Annotated in this window: 15 protein-coding genes; 8 read left to right on the forward strand and 7 right to left on the reverse strand. The window is 68.6% G+C overall.

Annotated elements, in window-relative coordinates:
* Positions 1 to 178: 178 nt before the first annotated feature.
* From pgi to RM25_RS01945, 4 genes are all read left to right on the forward strand, one after another.
* The gene (pgi, locus tag RM25_RS01930) at positions 179 to 1,861 is read left to right on the forward strand and encodes a glucose-6-phosphate isomerase (protein WP_044635964.1); all 1,683 of its coding nucleotides are present in this window, start codon (positions 179 to 181) and stop codon (positions 1,859 to 1,861) included.
* Between the two features lie 3 nt (positions 1,862 to 1,864).
* Complete coding sequence (locus RM25_RS01935; RefSeq protein ID WP_080774452.1) at positions 1,865 to 2,650, forward strand: SanA/YdcF family protein; 786 nt, start codon at positions 1,865 to 1,867, stop codon at positions 2,648 to 2,650.
* The gene (locus tag RM25_RS01940; RefSeq protein WP_080774453.1) at positions 2,647 to 3,870 is read left to right on the forward strand and encodes a serine hydrolase domain-containing protein; all 1,224 of its coding nucleotides are present in this window, start codon (positions 2,647 to 2,649) and stop codon (positions 3,868 to 3,870) included. Before RM25_RS01935 ends, RM25_RS01940 begins: the two co-directional genes overlap by 4 nt.
* Positions 3,871 to 4,264: 394 nt before the next feature.
* Complete coding sequence (locus RM25_RS01945) at positions 4,265 to 7,051, forward strand: FAD-binding and (Fe-S)-binding domain-containing protein (protein ID WP_013160358.1); 2,787 nt, start codon at positions 4,265 to 4,267, stop codon at positions 7,049 to 7,051.
* A 158-nt stretch (positions 7,052 to 7,209) separates the two neighbouring features.
* Here RM25_RS01945 and RM25_RS01950 read toward each other — a convergent pair whose 3' ends face one another.
* Positions 7,210 to 8,358 carry an acyl-CoA dehydrogenase family protein gene (locus RM25_RS01950; RefSeq protein WP_013160359.1) on the reverse strand — a complete coding sequence of 383 codons (1,149 nt, stop codon included), beginning with the start codon at positions 8,356 to 8,358 and terminating at the stop codon, positions 7,210 to 7,212.
* Positions 8,359 to 8,743: 385 nt separating this feature from the next.
* Between RM25_RS01950 and RM25_RS01955 the strand changes: the two genes are divergently transcribed.
* Together RM25_RS01955 and RM25_RS01960 are read left to right on the forward strand one after the other, a co-directional pair.
* Positions 8,744 to 10,075 carry an esterase/lipase family protein gene (locus RM25_RS01955; RefSeq protein ID WP_044635966.1) on the forward strand — a complete coding sequence of 444 codons (1,332 nt, stop codon included), beginning with the start codon at positions 8,744 to 8,746 and terminating at the stop codon, positions 10,073 to 10,075.
* Positions 10,072 to 10,572 (forward strand): RodZ family helix-turn-helix domain-containing protein, encoded by a 501-nt coding sequence (locus tag RM25_RS01960; RefSeq protein ID WP_013160361.1) that lies wholly within the window; start codon positions 10,072 to 10,074, stop codon positions 10,570 to 10,572. The genes RM25_RS01955 and RM25_RS01960 overlap by 4 nt, the downstream gene beginning before the upstream one ends.
* Positions 10,573 to 10,596: 24 nt before the next feature.
* On the opposite strand, the gene RM25_RS01965 is transcribed toward RM25_RS01960, so the two are convergent.
* Genes RM25_RS01965 through RM25_RS01975 form a run of 3 tightly spaced genes read right to left on the reverse strand, consistent with a single transcriptional unit; the run spans position 10,597 to position 16,209 of the window.
* Positions 10,597 to 13,761 (reverse strand): AAA family ATPase, encoded by a 3,165-nt coding sequence (locus RM25_RS01965; protein WP_013160362.1) that lies wholly within the window; start codon positions 13,759 to 13,761, stop codon positions 10,597 to 10,599.
* A complete protein-coding gene (locus tag RM25_RS01970) occupies positions 13,761 to 14,981 on the reverse strand; it encodes an exonuclease SbcCD subunit D (protein ID WP_036939721.1) in 1,221 nt (406 codons plus the stop codon). Before RM25_RS01970 ends, RM25_RS01965 begins: the two co-directional genes overlap by 1 nt.
* A 10-nt stretch (positions 14,982 to 14,991) precedes the next feature.
* Positions 14,992 to 16,209, reverse strand: coding sequence for an adenosine deaminase (locus tag RM25_RS01975; RefSeq protein WP_013160364.1), 1,218 nt, complete (start codon positions 16,207 to 16,209; stop codon positions 14,992 to 14,994).
* A 182-nt stretch (positions 16,210 to 16,391) separates the two neighbouring features.
* On the opposite strand from RM25_RS01975, the gene RM25_RS13385 reads away from it, so the two are divergent.
* Together RM25_RS13385 and RM25_RS01985 are read left to right on the forward strand one after the other, a co-directional pair.
* Positions 16,392 to 17,051, forward strand: coding sequence for a PAS domain-containing protein (locus RM25_RS13385; protein WP_052809080.1), 660 nt, complete (start codon positions 16,392 to 16,394; stop codon positions 17,049 to 17,051).
* 1,249 nt (positions 17,052 to 18,300) lie between these two features.
* A complete protein-coding gene (locus RM25_RS01985; RefSeq protein WP_013160366.1) occupies positions 18,301 to 18,672 on the forward strand; it encodes a hypothetical protein in 372 nt (123 codons plus the stop codon).
* A gap of 14 nt (positions 18,673 to 18,686) precedes the next feature.
* Here the strand turns inward: RM25_RS01985 and RM25_RS01990 are convergent, their stop codons facing one another.
* The 3 genes from RM25_RS01990 to spxB all read right to left on the reverse strand — a co-directional run bounded on the left by RM25_RS01990 (position 18,687) and on the right by spxB (position 22,177).
* Positions 18,687 to 19,235, reverse strand: a complete 549-nt coding sequence (locus RM25_RS01990) for a hypothetical protein (protein WP_129931337.1) — start codon at positions 19,233 to 19,235, stop codon at positions 18,687 to 18,689.
* Positions 19,236 to 19,594: 359 nt separating this feature from the next.
* Positions 19,595 to 20,083: a hypothetical protein gene (locus RM25_RS11750; protein WP_013160368.1), complete on the reverse strand. Its 489-nt coding sequence runs from the start codon at positions 20,081 to 20,083 to the stop codon at positions 19,595 to 19,597.
* 336 nt (positions 20,084 to 20,419) lie between these two features.
* Positions 20,420 to 22,177, reverse strand: coding sequence for a pyruvate oxidase (gene spxB / locus RM25_RS02000; RefSeq protein ID WP_013160369.1), 1,758 nt, complete (start codon positions 22,175 to 22,177; stop codon positions 20,420 to 20,422).
* Positions 22,178 to 22,185: the final 8 nt, after the last annotated feature.

Below are 22,185 nucleotides of genomic sequence, written 5' to 3' on the forward strand. Positions count from 1 at the left end.
AGCCACCTTCGCCCGCACACCGGACCGCATCCGGCGCGGGTCCTTCCCCGGCGGCATGACCGTCCCGGGGCTCCGCGAGGCAGCCGGCTGAGCGGTTTTCCCGCCACTTCGGGGCACTGTTCCCGTCGGGCTTCGTTCGTCATCGGACGAGCGCGGCCGGCACCCCTAAACTGGCCTCATGAATTCACCGGTTGATCCCACGAGCACGCCCGCGTGGGCTGAGCTCGAAAACTTGCATCGCAGCCTCGACGTCGATTTCCGCAAGTGGTTTGCCGAGGAGCCGAATCGGGCCCAACAGTTCACCCTGCGTGCCGGTGACCTGACCGTTGACCTGTCGCGCAACTACCTGAACCAGCAGGTGCGCGACACGCTCGTCTCGCTGGCCGCGCAGGTGGACCTTGCCGGACGCCGCGACGCGATGTTCCGTGGCGACCGCATCAACACCACCGAGGACCGCAGCGTGCTGCACGTGGCGCTGCGCCTGCCCAAGGGCGCCGAGCTCGACGTGGACGGCGTCAACGTGGTGGACCAGGTGCATGAGGTGCTCGACCGCGAGATCTCCTTCGCCGAGGCGGTGCGCAGCGGCGAGCGCGGCGGCGTCACCGGCAAGCCGATCACCACGGTGGTGAACATCGGCATCGGTGGCTCCGACCTCGGCCCGGTGATGGTCTACGAGGCACTCAAGCCCTACAAGCACGACCGCATCGAATGCCGCTTCATCTCGAACATCGACCCGGCCGACATGTATGAGAAGACCCACGACCTGGACGCCGAGACCACGCTGTTCATCGTCGCGTCCAAGACCTTCACCACGCTGGAGACCATGACCAACGCGAGGATGGCCAAGAACTGGCTGATCAACTCGCTGCAGTCGTCCGGCGCCATCGACGGCACCGCCGAGAGCCGTGCCCGCGCCATCAAGCGGCACTTCGTGGCCGTGAGCACCAACGCCGAGAAGGTGTCCGAGTTCGGCATCGACCATGCCAACATGTTCGGCTTCTGGGACTGGGTGGGGGGTCGCTACTCGGTTGATTCGGCCGTCGGGCTGTCGGCCCTGATCGCCATCGGGCCCGACAACTGGCAGGACTTCCTCGAGGGCTTCCTGGCCATCGACAAGCACTTCATGATCACCCCGATCGCCGAGAACGTGCCCGCCCTGATGGGCCTGCTCAATGTGTTCTACTCGAACTTCTACAACGCCCAGAGCCATGTGGTGCTGCCCTATTCGCAGTACCTGCACCGCTTCCCGGCCTACCTGCAGCAGCTGACGATGGAGTCGAACGGCAAGTCGACCCGGTGGGACACCAGCCCGGTGACCACCGAGACCGGCGAGATCTTCTGGGGCGAGCCCGGCACCAACGGGCAGCACGCGTTCTACCAGCTGCTGCACCAGGGCACCCGCGTGATCCCTGCCGACTTCATCGGCTTCGCGCGTCCGGCCCACGCGCTCACCGAGGCCGGTGCCGACGTGCACGACCTGTTCATGTCGAACTTCTTCGCGCAGACCCAGGCGCTGGCCTTCGGCAAGACCGCCGACGAGGTGCGCGCCGAGGGCACCCCCGAGCCGCTGGTGCCCGCCCGCGTGTTCAGCGGAAACCGGCCCACCACCTCGATCCTGGCCCCCGAGCTGTCGCCCAGGATCCTCGGTGAGCTGATCGCGCTGTATGAGCACATCACCTTCACCGAGGGTGCCGTGTGGGGCATCGACTCGTTCGACCAGTGGGGTGTCGAGCTCGGCAAGACCCTGGCCAAGAACATCGCCCCGCTGCTCACCGCCGGCGACGAGGCCCTGATGAGCCAGGACTCGTCGACGATGAGCCTCATCCGGGCCTACAAGGCGATGCGCGCCGGCAATCGCTGAGCGATGAGGCGCTTGCGCGCCGGGGTGCGCCCGGAGCTGCCTGCCGCGGGACGGCACCGTCAGGCCGCGGCCGGACGGCACCCGCGCAGCGCGCCCGCGGCGCGCCCGCCGGCCCCGTTCGCACGGCCCGCGCGCTGTGCAGGGGCCGCAGCGCTGGCCGTGGTGACGGTGCTCACGGCGATCACCGCAGGCTGCAATGTGGTGGTGCACGCGGTGGCCGCCGGCCGCCGACGCGCGCCCGGGCAGTTGCACGCAGGCGTCACGCCCGGAACCGCCATGGTGCTGGGCGCCGGAGTGCGTGGACAGCGACCAACTCCCTATCTGGCGGCCCGACTCGACCTGGCGGTGCGCCTGTGGCGCGAGGGCGCGATCAGCCGCATCCTGGTCTCCGGGTGGGCGGAGGCCCCCGACGATGCCGCGGGCCTCCGCTACGACGAACCGGCCGTGATGGCCGACTACCTCGTCGCCCACGGCGTGGCGCGCGGTGCTGTGCTGCGCGATCCGGCCGGGCTCGACACCTGGACCAGCGCCGTGCGCGCCCGCCAGCTGCACGGACTGGACGCGATGGTGGTGGTGACGCAGGCCTACCACCTACCGCGCGCCCTGGCAGCGGCACGGATGGCCGGCATCGATGCGTTCGGCGTCGCCGACACCACCCGCGATCACAATGCCAAGTGGTGGCGTTACCGCCTGCGCGAGGTGCCCGCCTGCGTCAAGCTCGTGGGGGAGTGGGCGCTGTCGCGGACAGGGCTCCGTGCTGCGGCGCGCGCCCGGAGGGGAGACCAATGATGACATCGGGAATCGACGAGGTGCTCGCCCGCGGACTGCGCGCCGGATGCTATCCCGGCGCCATCGCCCAGGTGTCGCACGCCGGCACGGTGCGTCGCGCCGGGGTCGGAAGCATCGCCAGCCATGGACGCGATGGATCGCCGATCCCCCCGGCGCAGCGCGAACCGGTGCGGCCCGACCTGCACTACGACCTCGCGTCGATCACCAAGGTGTTCACGGCCATCACCGTGCTGTCGCTGGCCGACGAGGGCACGCTGGCCATGGACGAGCCGATCGCAACGCTGCTTCCCGCCTTCCGCACGAGCCCCGAACGGCGCCGGATCACCGCCCTGCACCTGCTGACCCACACCTCCGGCCTGCCGCCGGTGTGGCCAGGGTGGCAGGACGCCGGAATGCGCGCCCGGTCACGCGAGGCGATCCTGGCCGACATTATGGCCATGCCGCTGCGCTGGGCGCCCGGCGAGCGACTGGACTACTCCTGCGTCGGCTACATCACCGCCATGGCCCTGGCCGAACAGGCCACGGGACAGGGCTGGGAACAGCTGGTGACCACCAGGGTGCTGCGTCCGCTCGGCCTGGCGCACACAGGATTCAACCCGCTGCGCCACGGCGTCGATGTCGCCGACATCACGCCGACCGAGTTCCGCCCGGCCCTGGGACTGCGACCGGTAGGCAGCACTCACGCGCCCGACGCCGCCGGCGCGTCGCGCCCGGGCTCCGTGACCGATGACGTGGACCTGACCATGGTGCGCGGCACCGTGCACGATGAGACCGCCCAGGTGATCGGGGGAGTGAGCGGCAATGCAGGCATGTTCTCCACGCTGGCCGACCTGGCACGGCTGGCCGGTGCCCTGTCGTCAGGCCTGCCCGGCGTGCTGGGCCGGGAGTCGTTCGCCATGCTGTGGGGCGACCAATTGCCGCGCCTGCTGGGCGGGCATGCCGACGCCGAGGCCGCCCGCAACGGATACCGCCACGGGGCCGGCCTGTGCGTGGCCCAGACGCGCGCGGCCGGGCCCGATGCGCCGTGGCTGCGCAGCCACACCGGCTTCACCGGCACGAGCCTGGTGCTCAACCGCGCCGGCGATTACGCCATCCTGCTGTCCAACCGGGTGCATCCCACCCGTCAGGCCCCCGACCTGGCCCCGGTGCGCGTGGCCCTGACCCGGGCGGCGGGACTGGTTGAACCAGAAGAACAGGCCGAACCCGGGGGACAGGCCTGACCAACCGGATCGGCCGGGCCAGCAGCTTGGCCCAACCGTCGGCAGGCCGGGGATGCCGGGCGCGGCACCGATATCAGCACCGGCATCAGCGCCGGCATCAGCATCGGCGTCGGGGAAAGCTGAGCCGCGTCGACGCAGGTTTCGTGCGTCCCGGCCCGGAAAATCCCACGGAGTGACACAGATATTTCCACCCCTTGATACGCGTCGGGAAGGCCCGATTCGGGCCCCTTCCACGGTGCCCCGCATATTTTGGCGCGGGGCCGCAAAGTGTATGTTGGTAGTTGGTCGGACCAATTGATTTCGGACCCCAGAACCATGGAATCCCGGTTCGTACCGACCGGCGTGGCATACGAGCTCGAGCATCGACGAGGATTCGAGCGCACAAGGAGGCACAATGTCGTCCGCGACAACCGAGAAGGCAGTGGGAACCACTCGACTCATCGATCGAGTCGGAATGGCCCATGACGCATCGCACTATCTGCTCATCCCCGAGGTGGTCATCACGGCCACCGACACCGCCCAGGTGGCGAACACGATGGCCCAGGCCTATCGCGAGAACCGCACCGTGACCTTCCGCTCCGGTGGCACCAGCCTGTCGGGCCAGTCGCTGAGCGATTCGATCCTCCTGGACGTGCGCAAGAACTTCCGCAAGGTGGAGGTGCTCGACGGCGGCGCAAGGGTGCGCTGTCAGCCCGGCGCCACCATCCGCAACGTCAACGCACACCTGGCGCGCTATGGCTACAAGCTGGGTCCCGACCCGGCGTCCGAGATCGCCTGCACCATCGGCGGCGTCGTGGCCGACAACTCGTCGGGCATGGCCTGCGGCACCCAGTTCAACACCTACAACACCCTTGAGTCGATGGTGCTGGTGCTCCCCTCGGGCACCGTCATCGACACCGCACAGCCCGATGCCGACGCGAAGCTGCATCGCGCTGAGCCCGCCCTGTGGGAGGGCCTGTCGGAGCTGCGCGACCGCGTGCGCAAGAACCCCGAGTCGGTGGCCAAGATCACCCAGCAGTACGCCATGAAGAACACCATGGGCTACGGCATCAACTCCTTCACCGACCACGACGAGCCGGTGCACATCCTGGAGCACCTGATGATCGGCTCGGAGGGCACCCTGGGCTTCGTGGCCGAGGTCACCTTCCGCACCCTGCCGGTGCAGAAGCATGCCGCCACCGCGCTGCTCATCGTCCCCGAGCTGTCGGTGGCAACCGACGCCCTGGAAGACCTCGTGCGCAACGGCGCCCTGTGCCTGGAGCTGATGGACGCCGCCAGCCTGCGCGTCGTGCAGAAGTACCCCGAGGCATCGCCCGAGCTGGCCGCGCTCGACGTCAAGAAGGACGCCGGCCTGCTCATCGAGGCCGTCGCCGACGACGAGAAGGAACTCGACGACCGCATGGACGCGCTGAACAGCGTGCTCGGTGGCCTGCCGATCGCCAACCCGCCGCGCTTCACCAAGAACATCCCCGAGCGCAACAACCTGTGGCAGCTGCGCAAGGGCCTGTACACCTCGGTTGCCGGTGCGCGTCCGGCCGGCACCACCAACCTGCTCGAGGACATCGCCGTGCCGGTGGGTTCGCTCACCGCCACCAGCGCCGAACTGCAGGACATCTTCGCCAAGCACGGCTATGACGACGCGGTGATCTTCGGCCACGCCAAGGATGGCAACATCCACTTCATGGTCACCTCCGACTGGCGCAACCCGGTGGACGTCGAGAAGTACCGCGACTTCACCGAGGACATGGTCAACGCCGTGCTGCGCCACGAGGGCACCCTGAAGGCCGAGCACGGCACCGGCCGCGTGATGGCCCCCTTCGTCGAGCGCCAGTGGGGCGCCGAGCTCTATGACGTGATGAAGACGGTGCGTCGCCTGGGCGACCCGCACGGCGTGCTCAACCCGGGCACCCTGCTCACCGATGACCCCGAGGGTCATATGCACCACTTCAAGATGATGCCGCCGGTGGACGACTTCGTCGACCGCTGCGTGGAGTGCGGCTACTGCGAGCCCACCTGCCCGTCGGCCGACCTCACCCAGACCCCGCGTCGGCGCATCGCGCTGCTGCGCTCTGCCGAGGAACTGCCCCCCGAGCAGGCCAAGGAACTGCGCAAGGACTACGCCTACGAGGCCGTCGACACCTGCGCCGCCGACTCGCTGTGCCTGCTGGCCTGCCCGCTGCGCATCGACACCGGCGTGTTCATGAAGACCTTCCGCGCCGCACGCCACATGGCCATCTCGAAGACCGCCATGAACGCCGCCGCCAAGGAATGGGGCCCCATCGTCACCTTCCTGCGCGGTGCACTGAACGTGGTCGACGTGGTGCCCAGCCCGATCATGACCGGCGTCACGGTTGCCGCGCGCGCCGTGCTGCCCAAGGACGTCATCCCCAAGGTCGGCAACGACCTTCCCGGTGGCGGCCCGAAGCGTCCCGAACCCGAGTCGACCTCACAGGACGACTTCGTGTTCTTCCCCAGCTGCATGGGCTCGCTGTTCGAGCCCGCCAAGGGCGGCTACAAGGACGGCGCGGCCGGGGCCTTCGAGAAGCTGGTGGCCGCTGCCGGCCAGCGCGCCCGCATCCCGGAGAACATCTCGGGCCTGTGCTGCGGCACCGTGTGGGTGTCGAAGGGCTTCACCAAGGGCGCTGACACGATGGCCGAGCGCGTCTACGACTCCGTGTGGAAGGCCACCGACAATGGTCGCCTGCCCGTGGTCTGCGATGCCGCAAGCTGCACCCACGGCCTGCACACCACCGGCCAGCACCTCACCGGCCAGAAGGCGGAGAACTGGAAGAAGGTCGAGATCCTTGACACCACCACGTGGGTGGCGCGCAACCTGCTCGGCAAGCTGAAGTTCAGCCAGAACGCCGGCTCTGTGGTGATCCACCCGACCTGCTCGATGCGCCACCTGGACATCGTGAAGGACGTCGAGGCCTGCGCCCTGGCCGTCAGCGACGATGTGACGGTGCCGGTTGACGCCGGCTGCTGCGCCTTCGCCGGCGACCGCGGCCTGCTGCATCCCGAGCTCACCGCCTCGGCCACCAAGCGGGAGACCGCCGAGGTGACGCAGCGCACCTATGACGAGTATGTGTCGGGCAACCGCACCTGCGAGATGGGCATGACCCGGGCAACCGGTCACACCTACCACCACGTGCTCGAGATGCTGGCCCAGCACCTGGTCTGAGTGACCGGGCGCGGTCAGTAACACGACCGAACGACAGGAGGGCCCCCACCGATGATTCGGTGGGGGCCCTCCTGTGTCTCCCGCGGGGCCAGGGCCGGGTGGCGGTGCTGCCCGGTCCGGTCTTGGTGCGGGACGGGGCCGATGGGCCCCTGCGGGCGTCAGCCCTTCGCGATGGGTCCCAGCACGACGTTGGCCCATGCCGCGTGCAGGGATTCCTGGTCGGTGGGCTGGAAGAGGCCGGCCACCGCATCGCGGTAGAGGCGGGACAGCTCATTGGAGGTGTAGTAACTGCGTCCGCCCACCGAGCGCATCGCCTGGTCGACGGCATGCATCGTCGCCTCGACGCAGGCATTCTTCACCGCTGACAGCTGGGGCATCCACAGGGCGCCACGGTCGGCATCGTCGTCGAGGTCGCGCACGATGTCGCGCAGTTGGGCGGCCGAGCCGTTCATGGCGATCGCCGCGTCGGCAAGCCGCCAGCGGATGTCGGGATCATGGGCGTAGACGTCGTCATTCTTCACGCTGTGGCGGGTGGCCACCTGCTCGGCGGCCACCTCGATGGCGCGCTCGCCGATGCCCTGGTAGGTGGCGGCGATGAACGCCGAGAAGTGCGAGAAGATGCCGAAGACCACCGGATCGGCGTTCGGGCCGGGGGTGATGCGGGCGAGCACCTGGTCGGCGGGGGCGTGGGCTCCGTCGAGCACCGTCGTGTTCGACTGGGTGGCGCGCATGCCCAGGGTGTCCCAGTCGGGCTTCACATAGAAGCCGCCGTCGTCGCGGTGCAGGATCGCGAACACCGAATGGGGGCCGTCGTCGCCCGAGTCGTCGGTGCCGAAGGTGAGCAGGCGGGTCCAGGCCGGGGCCAGTGAGGTGAACACCTTGGTGCCGTGGAAGCTGAAGCCGCCCTCGCCGTCGGGCACGGCCTTGCTGATCGATCCGAACAGCACCAGGTCGTTGCCGGGCTCGCTGATGCCGAAGCCGAACAGTTCGCCGGCGGCGGCGTCGTGCAGCACCTGGCGTCCCTTGTCGTTGCCGTGGGCCACCAGGTAACGGGCCATGCCCACGATGATCTGGTGCATGTTGATGGCCAGTGCGGTGGCCGGCGCGGCCTTGGCCAGCGCGGTCTGTTCGGCGCAGATGCGCTCGACACTCAGCCCGGCGCCGTTGAACTCCTTTGGCACGAACGCCGACAGATAGCCGGCGGTGCGCAGGTCGTTCAGGTCGTCCTCGGGAAAGCTGTTGTCGCGGTCGTGACGGGCCGCCCGCTTGTGGATTGCTGCCAGCAACTCGGCGCTGAGAAAGCTCATGGGCATCTCCTCGTGATGGTGGGCTGCGCGTGGGTGCAGCTCCTTGCCGCCCACCCTAATCTCGCGCCGGCCACGGGGGTCCTCGCCGTGGGGGCTGCGGAGGTGGCCGGCCCGGGCCGGGGAAGCCGCACGATGGGTGGGAGAAATCCCATCGAATATCCTCCCGGCAGAAACAAATGCCCAGAATGTCGGATAACGCGGGTTAAGTTATCGCGAACATCGACCATCTCGAGAATATCTTTCGGAATGTCCGGCGGTGAAACCCCTTGTCGCGGTAACTTCCGTAGGCGATGGAGGCTGCCCCTGGCCCGAGCCGGGCACAGCTGACAGTGAAATCCCCACCGGCGTGGATGGGTTCGCGTCGGAACCCCACAGGAGGAATCGCATGCGACGTCGCACCACGATTGCAGCCCTCGCTGCTGTCTTGAGTTTCAGTCCCCTGGCCGCCCAGGCCGCACCCGCCAGTGCCGACGGGGGCACCAGTTCCACCCCACGCAGCGTGGCGACATCGACGTCGTCCGCTGGCGTGGACCCGGCGTCGGCATGTGGCGACCTGGTGCAGCTGGCGCCGGTGCTGAGTTCCGACCACACGCCCGACGGCAAGCAGATCACGCCGAAGCCCACTGCCGACGGCCGCCGCGTGCCGGTGATCATCGTGCACGGCTGGGTGTCCTATGACACCCACAGCGATGCGCGCGACCACCTGTTCTCGCAATATGTCGATCGCACCGCCGACCCGGCAGGGGGCACCGGCTACCTGTTGGCCCAGTCGCAGTACCGCTCATCGCTGATCGGCATGTTGCAGCAGGTGCCCGGCGCCGAGGTGTACACCTTCGACTACTCGCAGGTGGGATCGCGATGGGTCACCGACCCGCAGATCGGCCCGAAGCTGTCGCAGGCCATCGAATGCCTGTCCGACTCCTACCAGCAGAAGCCGGTGCTGGTCACCCATTCGATGGGCGGGCTCGTGGCGCGTCAGGCCTTGTCAAACAATGATTCGAAGGGCCGTCCGATCTCCGGGCGGGTGAGCAATGTGCTCGCCGTGGGCGCGCCCAACAATGGCTCCGACTCGGCGCAGATGATCGCCAGTGCGCTGACCATCGGCTCCGAGATCCCGCTGGCCGGGCTGCCGATCCGCATGCTGTGGGACTACATCGGCCAGTGCTCCGAGCAGATGGACGCCACCAACACCACCTGCACCGGCATCCGTGCCGTCGACGCCTTCCGCTCGTCGGGCGGGGAGGCCCTGCGCACCGGCTCGGCCCAGTTGGCGCAGTTGCCCTGGTGGCCCGACAACGTGAAGGTCACCGCCTATGTGGGCGACATCCAGATGGGCGGCATCAGCCTGTTCGGGCTCAACTCGCCGCGGCTGCTCGACCTGGGCGACCTGCTCGTGTCCGTCGACTCGGCCAAGGCCGGCTCACAGCGCAGCCGCCAGGTGAACTGCGAATACGGCATCATCTCCACCAAGTCGGCCGAGACCGGCCTGGTGCGCCTCATGCTGGCGGGGCAGGGCAACAGCGTCGAGCAACCCGCCGACCTCCTGTCGAGCCCCTGCTTCCACGAGGCGATGCTGCACGAGACCACCATCACCGGTGACCTGCAGCGTGACCTCACCGAGGTGCTGGGCGCCAATACCGCCTGGCATGATCCGGCCACCGCCGGCGAGCAGTCAGCCGGCGCAACCACCGTGTCGGCAGTGAGGGAATCCCGGTGACCAAGCCCTGGTCACGAGTGGTCGTGGCCGTGCTGGCCCTGCTGCTCGTGGCCGGGCTGGTGGCCGCCGGGGTCACCGGCCTGTTCGGTGGCCGTGCCCGCAGTGGCAGCACGCCCGGCCCGCAGGCATCGCCGGCGACGATGGCGTCGGGGACCGCAACGAGCCCGGCGGCTGCCGTGGGCTCGTCCTCGGCACCGCCCGCTGACCCGGCCGATGTCGCGGCCGGCACCCAGGTGCTGACCAGCTTCCCGAGCGAACCGTCGAAGTACCTTGCCGAGCAGGCACGCGACTACTTCAACGTCGACCCTGCCGCGGTGCTGGCGCCCGGCACGACGATTGCCGTCGACTCGTCGTCGTGGACGCCCCTGGACCAGGCCGGTGCGATGGTGCGCATTGAGGTCACCGTGCCCGGTGCCGCGCCGACCCCCTACACCGCGGTGATGGTGAAGGAGGCCGACGGCACCTGGAAGGTGATGGGCACCGTCGCGGCGCAGTAGCTGCAGCGCCCCTGAAGGCAGGCCTCAGTCGTCAACCGTGGTGGTCAGGGTCGAGCTGCCGTCGGGCAGCTTGCGCACGCTGATGCGTTCGGCGATGCGCTGCTTCATCTCGGTGACGTGGCTCACCACGCCGACATTGCGCCCACCGGCGCGCAGCTTCTCGAGTTGGCCCATCACCATGTCGAGGGATTCGGGGTCCAGGGAGCCGAATCCCTCGTCGACGAACAGGCTGTCCAGGGAGATGCCGCCGGCCTCGGCGGTGACGGTGTCGGACAGGCCCAGCGCCATGGCCAGGGATGCCAGGAAGGTCTCGCCGCCGGACAGCGTCTGCGTCTCGCGCGCCGTGTCCACCGGCAAGTGGTCGATCACCACCAGGCCCAACCCGAGCTTGCGCGAACGTCCCTCCTTCTCGTCGGTGCGCTGCAGGCTGTAGCGGCCGTGGGTCATCGACTCGAGCCGGTCGTTGGCCTGGTCGATCACCTGCTCGAAGCGACGCAGCAGCACATAGGTGGGCAGGGTGACCTTGCGCAGGTTGCGGTCGCCCGCCGTGGCCAGTTCGGCCATCCGCACCACGGGGGCGGCCTCGGGCGCCATCCGCGTCAACGCAAGGCTGGCGGCTTCCAACTCCTCGGCGGCCTGTCGCGACTGGGCCAGGTGCGCCGTGGCGCGGCCCAACGCCAACTCGGCGGCTTCCTGGGCCTGCTCGGCGTCGGCCAGCTTGGTGTCCAGTGACTCGAGGTCGGGGACGGGCGACGCGACGGCGGCCACGAGTTCGGCACGCTCCAGCTGTGCTGCGATGCGGGCCCGGCGCGTGTCGAAGTCGGTGATCGACTGGCGCAGCGCCGCGATCTGCTCGGCGTCGAGCATGGCGGCGCCGGCCTCGTCAGAGGTGGCGAAGCCGGCATCGGCCAGGGCCTGGTCGGCCTCCTTGCGCCGTGCGACGCCTTCCCGGCGGGCCGCGGCAAGCGCCTGCAACGCGTCGACGATGCGGGTGGCCGCGTCGAGCCGTCGTGCGACGTGCGCCAGCCGCCCGGCGATGTCCGGATAGTCCTCGCGGTGCCGGTCGATCTGGTGGTGGTCATCGTCCAGCTGCGTGGTGGCCGTCGCGATGGCGCCCTTGAGGCCGGACGCGCTGGCCTGCAGCTCGGCGAGCGTGGACCGGGTGGTGGTCACCTGCCGGTCGGCGTCGGCGATCCTCGCGGTGAGCTCCACCCGCTGGGCTGCCGCGGCACTGGCACCGGCCAGTTCCGCGTCGGCCCGATCGAGGTCCGCCCGGGCCTGTGCCACGTCCTTCCCGCCGGCGGCCTTCTGGTGGTCGACGCGGTGCTGTGCGGCGACGTCGCACTGCATGGCTGCCCGGGCCCGGGCATCGGCCAGTGAGCGGGCCTGCTGGGCCAGGCGCTCCACGTCATCGCGCGTCGCCGCACCCTGAGCCGGCGTTGCCGGGTGGGGATGGCTGGTGGCGCCACAGACCGGGCACTCATCGCCGTCGACCAGCTCGCCTGCCAGGGTGCCGGCCAGCCCGTCGAGCCAGCCGGCCCGGGCCGTGCGGTATTCCCGTTCGGCCAGGTCTGCCGCGTCGATTGCCTCCTGCTCCGCGGCGCGCAGTGCAACCAATTGGGACGCATCCTGCTCGGCGGCCTGCGCAGCCTCGAGCGTCCGGGTGGCCGCTTGCTGCGCCAGGGAGGCGCCGGTGAGCGCATCGTCGGTGGGGGGAAGTTGGCCGTGGCGTTGTGAGAGCTCGTCGCGGCCTGCGATCAACTCCGCGAGCTCCTGCTGCGTCGTGGCAACCCGGGTGGCGATCTCGGCCAGCCGTGCATTGTCGGCGTCGAGGCGGGCGTGGCGGGCAGGTAGTCCTGCCTCGAGTTGGGCCAGCTGGCCCAACTGTCCGCGGGTGGTGCCCAGGCGGGTGATCTCATCGCGCAGGGTGGAGAGCGCGGCGTCATCGGACCCATCCGGCGACCCGAGGTTCCCCACCGCGTGCGGGCGCACCTGCTCCAGCAGCACACCGTCGTCGGTGGCAGCGATCTCAGCGGCCACCACCTCCCACTCGGTGGTGGCGGTGGACAGCGCCGCGGCCGCGCGGCGGGCTGCGGCGAGCGGGCGGGCGCTTCCGGCGGCCCGCGTCGCGGCGTCCAGGCGCACCCGGTCTGCGGCTATCTGGTCACCGCGGGCCTCCAGCTCCTGGCGTTGCACAACCAGGGCGTCATGTTCGGCCTTCAGGGCGATGATGCGCTGCGCTGCATCGCGCGCGGCGCGGGCCCCGCCGAGCCGTTCCCGCGCGCCGGCGACCGCCTGTGTGCGCTGCTCGGTGTCGGCCTGCAGCTCCCGCAGCCGTGTGTGGGCCGCAGCGACCAGCGGAGCGGTGTCATCGTCGTCGAGCAGGGCGAGGAAGGCCTCGCGGGGTGTGGGGCCCGGCACCGGGACGTCCTGGTGCCCTGCGGGCGTCTCGTCGGCCGGTACCGGTGTCGCCTCGGACGCGGGGGACCCGTCGGGCGTGGGCGCCTCATCGGGCCATGCGGAATGGGCGAAGCGCTCGGCGAGCGACCTGATCTGGGTGCGGGCCTGATCGGCGCGGGCCTTGTAGTCCGCGGCCATCGCGGTCAGTTCCTGCTGGGCGCGCTCGAACAGCTCGGTGCCGAAGATCTGTTGCAGCAGGCCCCGGCGTTCCTCGGGCTTGGAGCGCAGGAAGTTGGCGAAATGGCCCTGCGGCAGCACGACCGTCTGGGTGAACTGGTCGCGGCTCAATCCGATGGCAGCCTGCAGCTCCTTGTTCGCGTCCTGGATGTTGGCCGAGATGGGTTCGCCGTCCTGGTCGTCGGGGTCGGCCAGCTTCCACAGTCGAATGGTGGCGTTCACCGAGGTGAGGCCCTCGCCACGCTTCTTGGGACGGGTGAACTGTGGGGTGCGGCGCACTCGGTACAGGCCGCGCGAGGTGTCGACCACCAGGTCGACATAGGGCTCACTGGCCGCCTTGCGATGGGTCGACACCATGCGATCGCCGCTGGAGTCGTCGGCGGCCACCTGCCCGTAGAGCGCGAAGACGATCGCATCGATGATGGTGGTCTTCCCCGAGCCGGTGGCGCCCTCCAGCAGGAACAGCCCGTCGGCACCCAGCCGGGAGAAGTCCACGTGCTCGGTGCCGGCATAGGGACCGATGCCCGACAGTTCCAGCCGCAGGATCTGCATCAGCGTTCCCCCTGCTTCGTCGCGCGTTCCAACGCGGTGCGCAACACCGTGAGCTCGGCGGCATCGGGGCGACGATTGCTCACATCGGCGACGAACTGGCCCACCACATCGAGCGGGTCGGCCTGCGCGCTCACCGTTGCGCGCACCTCCCGCTCCCGCAGCGTTGACTCGAACCGGATCTCCAACGCATGGGGAAAGGCCTTCTTGACGGTGCGCGACAGGTCCGCGGGGCGATCCTCGCCGGTGACCACCACCCGGGTCCAGTCATCGCGCTGCGCGGCGAAGTCCTCGCCGAGCACCTGCTGCAGGGAGCCACGCACGTCACTGAGCCGACGCGGCACCGGGGTGGGAATGAGCTCCACCGAGGCGACTGGGCCCGCCTCGTCGAAGGTCACCAGCGCCGTGGACTTGTGCTGGTGCTGCTCGGAGAACGAGAACGCCAGGGGCGACCCGGCATAGCGCATCACGGCCTCCTCGTCGTGGTCGGAAGCAGGGTCCCGCGATCCTGCGACGGCCTGCGCCCCGTGCAGGTGGCCCAGCGCCACGTAGTCGGCGCCGACGTCGGCGAACAGCGCAGCCGGCACCGAATCGACACCGCCGATCCGCAGGTCGCGTTCGGAATCGCTGGGTTGGGCCCCGGTGACGAAGGCATGCGCCATCACCGCTGCCGGTATGCGGGTGCCGTTGGCGCTGCGTCGACGTGCCAGGTCGCGGTGCACCATCGACAGCGCGGCCCCCACCACGGCCTCATGGGAGCGGGCGATCCGCCCGTCCCCGTCGACGCCCGCCAGCTCGCCGAGGCGGTCACGGGTCATGTCGGGATCGAGGTAGGGGATCGCGTAGACCACCAGCCCGTCATGGCCGGTGCTGTCGGGCAGCACCACCGGGTGCGCGATGTCGGCGAGCGTCGCACGGATGTGCAATTGGTTGCGCAACAGCTTCGCATTGAGGCCCAACCGCTGTGGTGAGTCATGGTTGCCCGGGATCAACACCACCGGCGCCACCTCGGTGAGCCGGGCCAGCGCGTCGTTGAGCATGTTCACCGCATCGAGCGGCGGCAGCGCCCGATCAAAGACATCACCACTGACCAACACCGCGTCGGCCCGTTCGCTGCGCGCCACGGCGACCAACTGGTTCAGGAAGGCCGCATGGGCATCGCTGAGGTCGACGCCGCGCAGTGTGCGTCCCAGGTGCCAGTCGCTGGTGTGCAGGATCCTCATGGCCACGAGGTTAGAGGCCGGGTGTGACATTGCGGGCATCCGGGACGGCTTGGCCCGCATCCGCCGATTCCGCGCCGCCGTTCCCGGGAGGCGCGACGAGGCCCCGCTCGGGCACCAGCAGCCCAGAGGGACGGGCGACCAGCCCGCCGGGGACAGGTACCACACCGGCTGCGGGCAGGCCGGGTCCGGACTCCGGAGCGGCGGCCAACCAGGCGTCCACCTCGGCCAGCCATCGTGCCTTGTCAGCCTGCTCGGCGAACGACCCGCGGATGCTCATGCGGGCCAGCTCCGCCAACTCGGCGTCGCTGAGCCCCAGGTAGTCGCGGGCGATGCGGTACTGGTCGGTGAGTCCCGACAGGAACAGCAGCGGATCATCGGCCCCCAGTGCCACCTGCGCGCCGGCGTCCAACAGGGTGCGCAGGGGCACCTTGGAGTAGTCGGGATAGACGCCGAGGCTCACATTCGACGCCGGATTCACCTCAAGCGTAATTCCGGCATCGACGATGCGTTTCAGCAGCGCCGGGCTCTCGGCGGCATGGATGCCGTGGCCGATACGCGTGGGATGCAGCTCGTCGATCACCTGCGCGATGTGCTCGGGACCACGGAATTCGCCACCGTGGGGCACCCCGGGAATGCCGGCCCGCCGGGCAATGCGGAAGGCCGGTCCGAACTCGACGGTATTGCCCTCGGTCTCGTCATTCGACAATCCGAAACCGATCACGCCGCCGGGCCCGCGGCCGGCGAACCGGGCCGACAGGCGGGCCAGCGTGCGGGCGTCCAGGGGATGGTGCAGACGCGAGGCAGCCACGATCACGCCCATCTGGATGCCATGGCGCCGGGAGGCCAGGGCGGCCTCGTCAAGGATGATCTCCAGCGCGTTGACAAGGCCATTCACATACGGCGCATAGCTGGTGGGGTCCACTTGGATCTCTGTGCGACGCGAGCCCTGGGCCGCGTCGTTGCGGGCTGCGGCGTCCACCACGGCGCGCAGCGCCCGCTCGGAGATCACCACGTGGCGGGCAATGTCATAGGTGCGCTGGAACCGCCACCAGCCCCGCTTGGTGGCCGGCACCGACAGGGGGTCGTCGTCGATGAGTTGCTCGGCCTCGTCGAGGCCCTCCCACGCCGACAACTCCCGCAACGTGGGAATGTCAAGCGAGCCGGTGAAGTGCAGGTGCAGATGTGCCTTCGGCAACAGGTTCAGATCGCGTCGGGCAACATCGGGCATGGCTGCCAGAGTAGTAGGGCCCCGTTGGCCATTGGCTGCCCGCCGGCGGCGTCGAGTAATCTCTTGATGCAGAAACTGCTGGCCGGCCACGGGCGCGCAATCCTCCTGAAAGGACCTGTTTTCGTGCGGGATGAACCGGAGTGGGCATTCCGGATGGATGGACGATCTAAGGACATGGGGCTATGAGCGCACAGACGGCCGATACCGGTTGGCGCGATGTCGCGCGCAGGGTTTCCCCGCCCGATCCCAACGGCACCGAGCAGCAGCTCGGGCTCAACGATGTGTTCTTCTCGACCACGGATCGTAAAGGCGTTATCGAACAGGCCAATGAGGTGTTCGTGCGCATCTCGCGCTATCCGCGTGAGGTGCTGGTGGGCTCGCCGCACAACATCATCCGCCATCCCGTGATGCCCGGTGCCGCGTTCCGTGCGATGTGGGACTACCTGCTCGACGACCAGCCGTTCGTCGCCTATGTGCACAACCTGGCCGCCGACGGTTCGCTCTACACGGTGCTGGCCACGGTGACGCCGCTGGACGGGGGCTTCCTGTCAGTGCGCACACGCCCGGAGAGGGCCGATCTGTTGGGTGCCGCCGACAGTATCTATGGCACGGTGCGTCACCTGGAACTCGAATGGGAGGCGGCCGGACTCGGCGCTCCCGCCGCCGCGGCGTCCGTGGGCGGTGGGCCGGCTGGCCGACATGGCCGTGCATCAGCGTCGGCTCACCGAGGAGCTGGACGACTGGGTGAGCCTGCTGGGTCGCCTCGACGAGCTCGCCACCCAGCTGTCGACGCTGTCGGGCGAATTGGCCGAGCACTCCCATGCCGATGCCGCACTGCGTGAGCGCATCCAGCAGGCCAAGCAGCGGGCCGAGGGATTCTCACCGATCATGGCAGGGCTCGACCTGTGGTCGGCGATGACCCTGGAGCTGTCGACACTGGTGGCGAAGGTCACCGACGAGGTGGAGCAGCTGCGCGCCAGCTGCGCCGCCACGCGCTTCCGTATCGCCCTGGCCAGGCTGCATTGCGATCAGGTGGGCTATTTCACCGTCGAACTCATTGACCAGACGCCGGACTGGCAGCTTGCCGCGCCGGGCATCGTGTTGCTGTGCCGGGCGCTGTCGCAGGGTGTGGCTGAGACGGCCGGTGCCGTGCAGGGTAATGCGCAACTGGCGGCGAAGGTGGCCTCCGACATCAACGAGATGGCCCAGGCGGTGTCGATTCCCCGCACCCTGTTGGCGAGCTGGCAGACGATGGCCGCCGGACGCGAGCTGTCCGACGACCTGCGTGAGCTGATGCCGCAGGTGGGCAGCACCATCGAGACGACCGCCGAGCAGATCGAGCGGATCGGCCGGGTGGCCGAGGAATGCCGCCGCAACGCCCAGCCCCACGACATCACGGCGATCCGGGAGCACGTCATGGCGCTCAGTGATGCGGCCAGCGTGGTGGCAGCGGAAAGCGCCCCGACGCCACATGCCGATCCCCAGCCGGTCGATTCCCCGGAGGTGGACAGGCAGTACGACGAGCCGCCGGCCCCGCCCAGCGAGACGGTGGCACCCGCAGCTGGGGCGCCTGCCGGCGCACCTGAAGTTGGGACGCCTGCCGGGGCGCCCGGCAGCGGGGTCCCCGACGCGGGGCAGCCGGGTGGGGAGCAATCACCGGTCCCGTCCCCGACGTTCACGATGCCGGTGCCGCCCGACACCGGCATGCCCTCCAAGTTGAGCGGTTATGCGCCCTATCGCAGCCCGGCGCAGCAGCCGGCCACGCCGCCGGCCCAGGCATTTCCCCCGCCGCCTGTGCAGCAGCCCTTCCGGCCCGAGCAGTTCCCGCCGCCGCAGGCCCCCATGGGCCGCTAGTTCCTGCTGGGCTCAGCGCAACGGGGCCCACGGGCTGGATGGGCTACCGAGCCCCCGGCTAGACGTCGCCGTTGGGTCGGCCGGGTCGGCGCAGGCGGTTCCGCGCCGCGAAGCCGGGTTCGAAAACCTCCTCGGTCACCGTAGGTGGTTTCGCGCGCTGACCAGGCGCGACCCCGGCCGTCACAGGGTGCAAACATCGGGATGGGGTCGCCGGTGGCGATCCCCGGGGGAGGACACATGGAGATCGGGTCACTGGCCGAATGGGTCACCGGATTTGCCGAGGTGCTGGCCGTCTCGGTGGCATTGTTCCTGCCGTCGTGGGAACGCCGCCGCGCCACCAGGGAGAAGCGGTTGCGGACGTTGCGGACGATTCGCCGGCTCACACCGCGCCTGCTGACACTGCCCGCCACCTCCGATGAGCGCAGTGGCGACCTGAGGATGCTCCAGACCTTCCTGATGGTCACGGACATGATGAATATCGATCCCGGCGTCGAGGACGTAATCGATACCGGACAGCAGATCGCCTCCATGGTGCACCAGGGTCAGCCGGTCAGCGACCACGACGCCGCAGCGATCCGAGCGCTGCTTGATTCGCTGCCGTCGTCATAGGGCGGCCGGGCAGGTTACCTGAGGGGTTGCCGGAAGCCGGCGCGACGGTTCGCGAGGCGCTCCCGAAGAGTCCGGCCCGGGGGAGCGGCCACCTTTTCAGTCGGCTGGTTGAGCTCGAGCATACGAAGGTCACGTTCGTGGATTGCCTCGTCGCTCATGTCATGGGTATGCACGAAGCGATACCCGTCGATTGCCCGCCAGGCGCCGACCACCAGGAAGGGGGTTCCGACCGAGACGATCGGCGGGAGGCGGGGATCCAGCAGGGCAGTCAACGCCACGACCACCACGAGAGTCGCCACCGAGCCGAGCAGGAAGGACGCAACACCCACGGGTGCGATGCGGTCTTCGCGCACAGAATAGTGATGGTCGACGACCGCCCTGACGGCCGTGTCAATGAAGGCGGCGACCACCATGAGATAGAAGAGATCCCGAAAGCGCGGGTCCCCGTGGAAGATCAGGCTCATTCCCCATGCCATTGCCAGATTGATCGGAAGAATGAGCAGCGAAACAATTGCCTGACTGAAAAAGACCCTCGATAGCGGGGGAAGCTCCTTGTCGCTCATGGCCATATGTCCCGTCCACTCATTGCGGGGGCAGGTAATAATCGAACAGGCGCCAAGCGTCCCAGCGGGGGTCTTGGCAGTGTCGCTGCCGCTCCTGATCGCGAAGGGCACAAAATGGGCCTGAATGGGTGGTGATGGGACATGACGAACTCCCCGTGTGCGAGGTATTTCGCGGTACATGGGTCTTGGGGCGGCGTCCCAAGCTTGCTCGACGCCGTCATCATCAATGGAGTTCGGTGGGCCGGGCTCCAGTGCCCAACCGCAGTATCGATCGAACCGCAGTATCGACCCTGCGTGGCGTTCAGCGTAAGCCGGCCCGCAGTGCGGTCAAGGGGCATCCGGCCTCGGCAACGGTTCCGTCACACGACCCGGGGACGTGATTCGTCCTTGCGGGGATACAACCAGATCTCGGTGACCGCGTCGGTGACGAGCATCGCGACGCCAACGGAGATCAACAGCCCCCGATGCATCCCGGTGCTCCAGGCGGCAACAACAACGATCAGGGCCACGACCGCAAGATTCGCAAGGATTGGCACCACCGACCGGGGCCTCGCCCGCCGTTCCCGCCGCACAAAGATCCGCGTGATGAGCACCTGTATCGGTGCGGCCAGGAACGCGCACGGGACGATGGTGAACAGCAGCTCCCGGAACCCGGGGAAGCCGCCGAACAAGAGGCTTATCGTCCAGGCCACCGCCGCATAGATCGGTATCAGTACCGTGCGCAGGAAGTAGGCCCCTGACAGCGCGGCAGATACTTCGGGATGTCTTCGGTGACCATGGCCCACTCCGCCCCCAACCATTGGTGACAAGAATCTTCGGAAAGCCAGATTGTCGGGGCGGCCGCGCATACGTGGGCCGTCTTTGTCCGTGGGCCTGCCAGGTCGATGACATGGCCCTAAAGCGTGCGCGGAGTGTGTCCCCAGAGATTCTAGAAGCGCAGCGCCATCAATTCCGGAAGTAGCGCGGACTGCACTCGCCAGGTGCCGCGCACTGGGGCGAGACTTCGAGCCCGCTTCTGGTGCGTCCACTCGGGTGGACACAGTGATGTGGACGCAGTGATGTGGACACAGTGATGGGGTCCCCCCGGTATCAGGAGGACCCCATCACGCTGAATCTGTTCTTTGCGCCTTTACCCTGGGTCTTCACGCGGTGCCTTCACACGGCGTCCGCATGGTGCCCCGACGTCACCCCAGGTGAATCCCGTGCCCGGCGAGGATCTCACCGAAGGGACGCAGCGGCGTCGCCTCGTAGTGGGCAGCGAAGTCGTCGAAATCGGGACGATCGGCGCGGTTCACCGGGTAGGCCTCCACCGGCAGCATCCGGTCATTGGTCACCTTGATGTCGATCACCACCGGCACCTTCGTGTCCGATACCTCGTCGAGCACCCGGCGCAGCTCGGCCAGCGTGCGCACGGTGTAGCCCTTCACGCCAAACGCCTCGGCCACCTTGGCGAAGTCGACATCGGTCAGCGCCACACCGGAGTGCGGCTGGCGGGTGTCGTCCTGCTCGGCCTCGATGTAACCCAACGACTTGTTGGTGAACACGATGTTGATCACCGGCAGGTTGTGCGCCGCCTGGGTGGCCAGGTCCTGCACCACCATCGCGAAGCCGCCGTCGCCCGACAGCGTCCAGATCTGGCGGCCCTGGTACTTCAGCGCCGCCGCGATACCGGCCGGCAGGCCGAAGCCCATCGTCGCGTACAGGGGCGAGGTGACCATCCGCTTGTCGCCGCCCAGCTTCAGGAAGCGTCCGCTGGAGATGTTCACATTGCCCACGTCGATGCCGAAGATCGCGTCAGGCTTGGCGTGCTTGTTGATCTCGGCATAGATCGGCTCAATGCGAATCGGCTCGCGGTCATCGGCGGCCTTCGCGTCCACCCAGGTGGTCCACTCCGCCTTGTCCTGCTTGGCGGCGGCCAGCCAGTCGGCATGGTCGTTGCGGGCATCGCCCTGCTGGCGCGCCAGCTCCAACAGCTGACGCAGGAAGGTCGGCGCATCGGCACGCACGCCCAGCGCTGCCGCGTGGCGGGCGCCGATCACCGAGGTCTCGAGGTTGACGTCGATGAAGGTGGCGGTGGGGGAGAACATGTGGCCACCGAACTCATAGTTCGACCCGGCGAACAGCACCAGGTCGGCCGTCTTGCCCACGTCGACGCCCGGCTTGCCGGCCACGCGTCCGGTCGGCAGCATGTAGCCGGGATCGTCGTCGGCCACGATGCCCTTGCCCAGGTAGGTGGACACCATCGGCAGCCCCAACAGCTCCGACAGCGCACGGATCTCGTCGCCGGCACCCTTGGCGCCCTGGCCGTAGTAGAGGATCGGACGCTGGGCCTCGTTGATCAGGTCGAGGGCGCGGGCCACGTCGGCATCGCGGGCGGCCAGGTTCCAGTCGGAGGGCGTGAACGCATTCGCCGAGGACACATAGTTGTCCTCGATCGGTGCCCAGCCGAGGTCCTTGGGGATGATCACCACGGCGACGCCACGCTTGGAGTAGGCGGTGCGGATCGCGGTGTCAACCACCTGCGGCAGCTGCTCGGCGGTGGTGACGGTGCGCGCATACACCGACACATCGGCGAACATCGGGTTCTCGTTGAGCTCCTGGAAGAAGTCGGTGTTCATCATCGCCGTCGGCACCTGGCCGATGAGCGCGAGCACCGGGATGTTGTCCGTCTTGGCGTCATACAGGCCGTTGAGCAGGTGCGCTGCACCCGGACCGGCCGAGCCGAAGGTGACGGCGATCTTGCCGGTGAGCTTTGCCTCGGCGACGGCCGCCAACGCACCGACTTCCTCATGGCGCACTCCGATGTAGCGGATGGAGTCGCGGAAGTCGTGGATGGCATTCATGGTCGAATCGAACGACCCGCCCGGCAACCCGTAGATGGTGTCGACTCCCCAGTCCTTGAGCACCTGCAGCATGGCATTCGAAGCGTTGACCTTCGTCATCGTTGACC

This window comes from Propionibacterium freudenreichii subsp. freudenreichii (assembly GCF_000940845.1).
In the GTDB taxonomy this organism is placed as follows: Bacteria; Actinomycetota; Actinomycetes; order Propionibacteriales; family Propionibacteriaceae; genus Propionibacterium; species Propionibacterium freudenreichii.